Source organism: Moorena sp. SIO2C4 (genome assembly GCF_010672485.1).
GTDB lineage: Bacteria > Cyanobacteriota > Cyanobacteriia > Cyanobacteriales > Coleofasciculaceae > Moorena > Moorena producens.
The window spans coordinates 1-4047 of record NZ_JAAHGN010000699.1; the positions used below are offsets into that span (position 1 = coordinate 1).

Annotated in this window: 2 protein-coding genes; both read left to right on the forward strand. The window is 41.8% G+C overall.

Features of this window, described 5'->3' with window-relative positions:
• Positions 1–1048 precede the first annotated feature (1048 nt).
• Entirely contained in the window at positions 1049–2206 is a 1158-nt protein-coding gene (locus F6K20_RS27445) for a glycosyltransferase family 4 protein (protein ID WP_044495134.1), read from the forward strand.
• A 162-nt stretch (positions 2207–2368) separates the two neighbouring features.
• On the forward strand, positions 2369–4047 hold a 1679-nt coding region (locus F6K20_RS27450), incomplete at its 3' end, for an ABC transporter ATP-binding protein (protein ID WP_287296783.1).

Consider the following 4047-nt stretch of genomic DNA (forward strand, 5'->3'; position numbering starts at 1 on the left):
TAGACCAAGGATCGCCAAGGCAAGATGCAATAGCATCCAGGGGGTATCTCCCAAAGCTCTCGGGAATATCCCGCGAGCGCCATAAAAATGTCAAAAAAGTCTAACACCGGGATGTAACCGCAACTATCTTACCTTGGTTTTCGGCTTTAATTTAAGTTACATAATAATCCCTGTCGGTGTTACCATAATTTAAGTCTAACAAATAATAATAGTTTTTGGTAGACTCTGCGACATTTTCTCTAGCTGTTTACTAACCCTATGTTCCCTATGTTCCCTCTGTTTCCTTTCTTCCCTTTCTTCCCTATTTTCTAAATTTCCATCTACCACACCCCTGAAACGTTCAACGCTTTAGGGGTTAATGTCGGGTGCATCTCATATTTGAAAATTTTGCGTAGGGTGTGTTAGGGGAGCCTTCATTTTTCGCCTCGTAGTCAGGGTTTGGATAGCCCGCCCCGTAACGCACCACCGTGTCAAACAGCTTTTAGGAGATGCACCCTTAGTGTCGTTCGTCGATTTTTTGTTTGATTAGATTAGGGTGTGGAAAGCTTGATAGTTGATCACACCTGAGATTATAGCAGTTGAAACGGGAATACTGATTCTATGCGCCATTTTGCATTTCCCTGATTAAAGTGTTTATCTAGCAAAGTGTCAATCACCCCACCTAAATCGACAGGTAATGGTTGGTCTTCCTGAGATTTGACCCTTAGCACGCTTGGGTTTAGCTGGTAAGCACTTCCGAATAGCTCCCGAGTTGAGATTATCGGACAATTCCATAATTATGAGGTAAATTCAATTTTGTTACCCCGACTCCCGACTCCCGACTTCCTCTTTAGTGACCATTAGACCATTAGTAGGGTGGGCAAAGTAATCTAATCATGAATACTCAAAAGAATCAAATGGTTTTTGCCCACCCTACAAGCTCCCGACTCCCTCTGTCTTGAGCATTAGTGCGTGGTAATTGGGACATCTTGCTAAACCCAAGGGGAGTAATAACTTTCACACGAGAGGTTGATCACCATGTATCGTGTACCAGTTTTATCAAAATCCGATGAACAAAAAAGTTTCCCTAGTTGTCAGTGACTTGTCCGGTGGTGGTGCTATCCGGGCATTTTTGCTCGGACAAGTCCTGAAAAAGCTCAACTATGCCATAGACATTGTGGGATTTATGTTTGGGAAGGAGTTATATGCCACTCCTCCTTCTGGTTTTACCATTACTTCCGTCCCTGGTGGTAAATATCCTGGAGTCTTAACCGCTGGCCGAGACCTGTTAAAAAAGATAGATGGCGATATTATCTATGCCGTAAAACCCAAACCCACCAGTTTTGGTCTGTCTGTGCTGAAAAAGTTTACTAGCCGTCGTCCAATCATTCTAGATATGGATGATTGGGAGCTAAGTTGGTATGGTGGGGACCAATGGCAGTATCGTCCAACCCTTAAACAGTTCGGTAGGGATATTATTACCAAAGATGGTCAATTGAGATATCCAGACCATCCCCTCTATATCAAATGGCTAGAAAACTTGGTCAATTATGCGGACGCTATCACTATAGATACTCAGTTTCTCAAGGAACGCTTCGGTGGTGTCTATCTATCCAATGGTAAAGATACCGATCTGTTTGACCCCGAGCACTATGACCCAGAACTGAGCAGGAAGCGTTATGGGTTATCGGAGTATCGGGTATTAATGTTTCCTGGTGCGCCACGACCCCACAAAGGAGTTGAAGATGTTTTAGTAGCGCTAGAGTATCTCAATCAGCCAGACTTAAGATTGGTGATTGTAGGAGGCAGTCCCTATGATGATTATGATCAACAACTGATCAAACAATGGGGACGTTGGATTCTTAAATTGCCCAGAACCCCAGTCGAAGAAATGCCAGAGGTCGTGTCAGCGGCTCATATTGTGGTGGTTCCCCAGCGAGATACTCTGGCGGCTAGAGCTCAGTTTCCTTTAAAATTGACAGATGGTATGGCAATGGCTAAGCCAGTTTTGTCTACCCGTGTTGGGGATATCCCAACAATTTTAGGTGATACCGGTTATCTGGTTGAGCCTAGTTCGCCACAACAACTAGCTGAGGGGATTCAACAGATATTTCAGAATCTAGATGTTGCCAATCATAAAGGACTTCAAGCCAGGGAGCTATGTGTAAAATACCATAGTGTTGATGCCATGGCGGCAGTTCTTGCAGATGTTATTGCTGATTTATAATCTGCTACGCTGTTCAACATAATATAATTTGGATCACTAACTAACAGCTTTTTTAACTAACAGCTTTTTTGTTGACTGTTTATGCTTGAATGGAGCATACGTAAGTCTTCCCCTATACCAACAGTCAACAGTCAACACTCAACAATAAAAAAAACAGTAATCATGTCTCCTAATCGATTACTCCTTAGCTACGCACTACGGCATCCTATCTTGATTGTCTTTACTGTCCTGCTGGGATTTTCCAGTGCCATGTTTAATAGTGTCGGTACAACCATAATTGTGCCGTTAGTGCTGGAATTTTTAGGTCAAAAGAAACTAGATTTAAGCAAAGCCCCGCCTATCATTCAGAAAACCATGGCTTTTTTTGAAGGCTTTGAAGGGGGCGATCGCTTGCTGTTCATGGTACTGGTAGTGCTCTTAGCCATTGTCCTGAAAAATGTAGCTAACTATGTCAATATCTTAGTGTCTACCCATTTATCCAAAAAAATAATTAATACCTTTCGTAAAGAAGGGATTAAATTACTCCTGGATGTGGATATAGATTTTTATGCTAAGACCAAAATTGGTGATATTATAAATCGGATTAGTCAAGAAATTGGTCGAGCCGCTAATGCCATTAAAATTGCCATTCAATTATTTACGACGGTAATCACAATTTTTGTATTTGTATTTCTTCTAATATCGATTTCCTGGCAACTCACTATTGCAACAAGTATTTTACTATTGGGCGTATTCATTATTAATCAAGTTTTTGTTAAGCGCTCTAAGAAATTTGGTAAAATTCTATCAGAAAAATCCCGAGGATATTCAGGAGCATTACTAGAAATATTAACTGGTATTCGGTTAATTAAATCAGTTAGTAATGAACAAGATGAATATCAACGGATTGAAAAAGTTATTGATGAAAGGGAACAGGCTGAATTTCAATCCCAGGCTAATTTTGCAGCAATTAACCCCATCAATGAAGTCTCGGGAATCTTGGCAATTTTAGCTATCGTATTTGTGGGCAAAAACTTCTTGTTGCAAGATAGTTCAGCAGAAGAACTGGAAGCGATATCTACTGTTTTGGGGATTTATTTATTCTTACTATTCCGTTTGTTACCAGTAATCAGTCAGTTGAATGGGCAAAGAAGTCGGTTTGCTAATGTGTCTGCTAGTACAGCAATCGTGGCTGATTTTTTGCGGCGAGACAACAAACCGATCATGACCAATGGCAAAAATATCTACACAAAGCTATCCCAAGAAATTCGCATTGAAAATCTCTCGTTTGCCTATCCTGGTCATCAGGATTCGGTACTCAATGGGGTGAATTTGTCGATTCCTAAAGGCACTACTATGGCATTAGTAGGTGCTTCCGGTGCCGGTAAGTCAACCTTGGCAGATTTGTTGCCACGATTTTATGACCCAGTTGAAGGACGAATCACTATCGATGGCAAAGATTTGAAGGATTACGATATCCGTTCCCTCAGACAAGCGATGGGGGTTGTTAGTCAGGATACGTTTTTATTTAATAATTCGGTGCGCAACAATATTGCTTATGGAATGACAGATGTGACCGAGGAAGATATTATTGCAGCAGCGAAACGAGCCAATGCCTATGAATTTATCATGCAATTACCCCAAGGGTTTGATACCAAAGTAGGCGATCGCGGTGTACTCTTATCCGGTGGACAACGCCAACGCATGGCCATTGCCCGGGCACTGCTGCGGAATCCAGATATTTTAATTTTAGATGAAGCAACCAGTGCCTTAGATACGGTTTCCGAACGGCTAGTACAACAAGCTATTGATGAACTCTGTCGCGATCGCACAACGGTAGTGATTGCTCACCGACTCTCCAC

What these genes read in the sequence shown, in the direction of transcription:
- F6K20_RS27445 (WP_044495134.1), top strand. Translation starts at nt 1,049, where the DNA reads ATGAACAAAAAAGTTTCCCTAGTTGTCAGTGACTTGTCCGGTGGTGGT.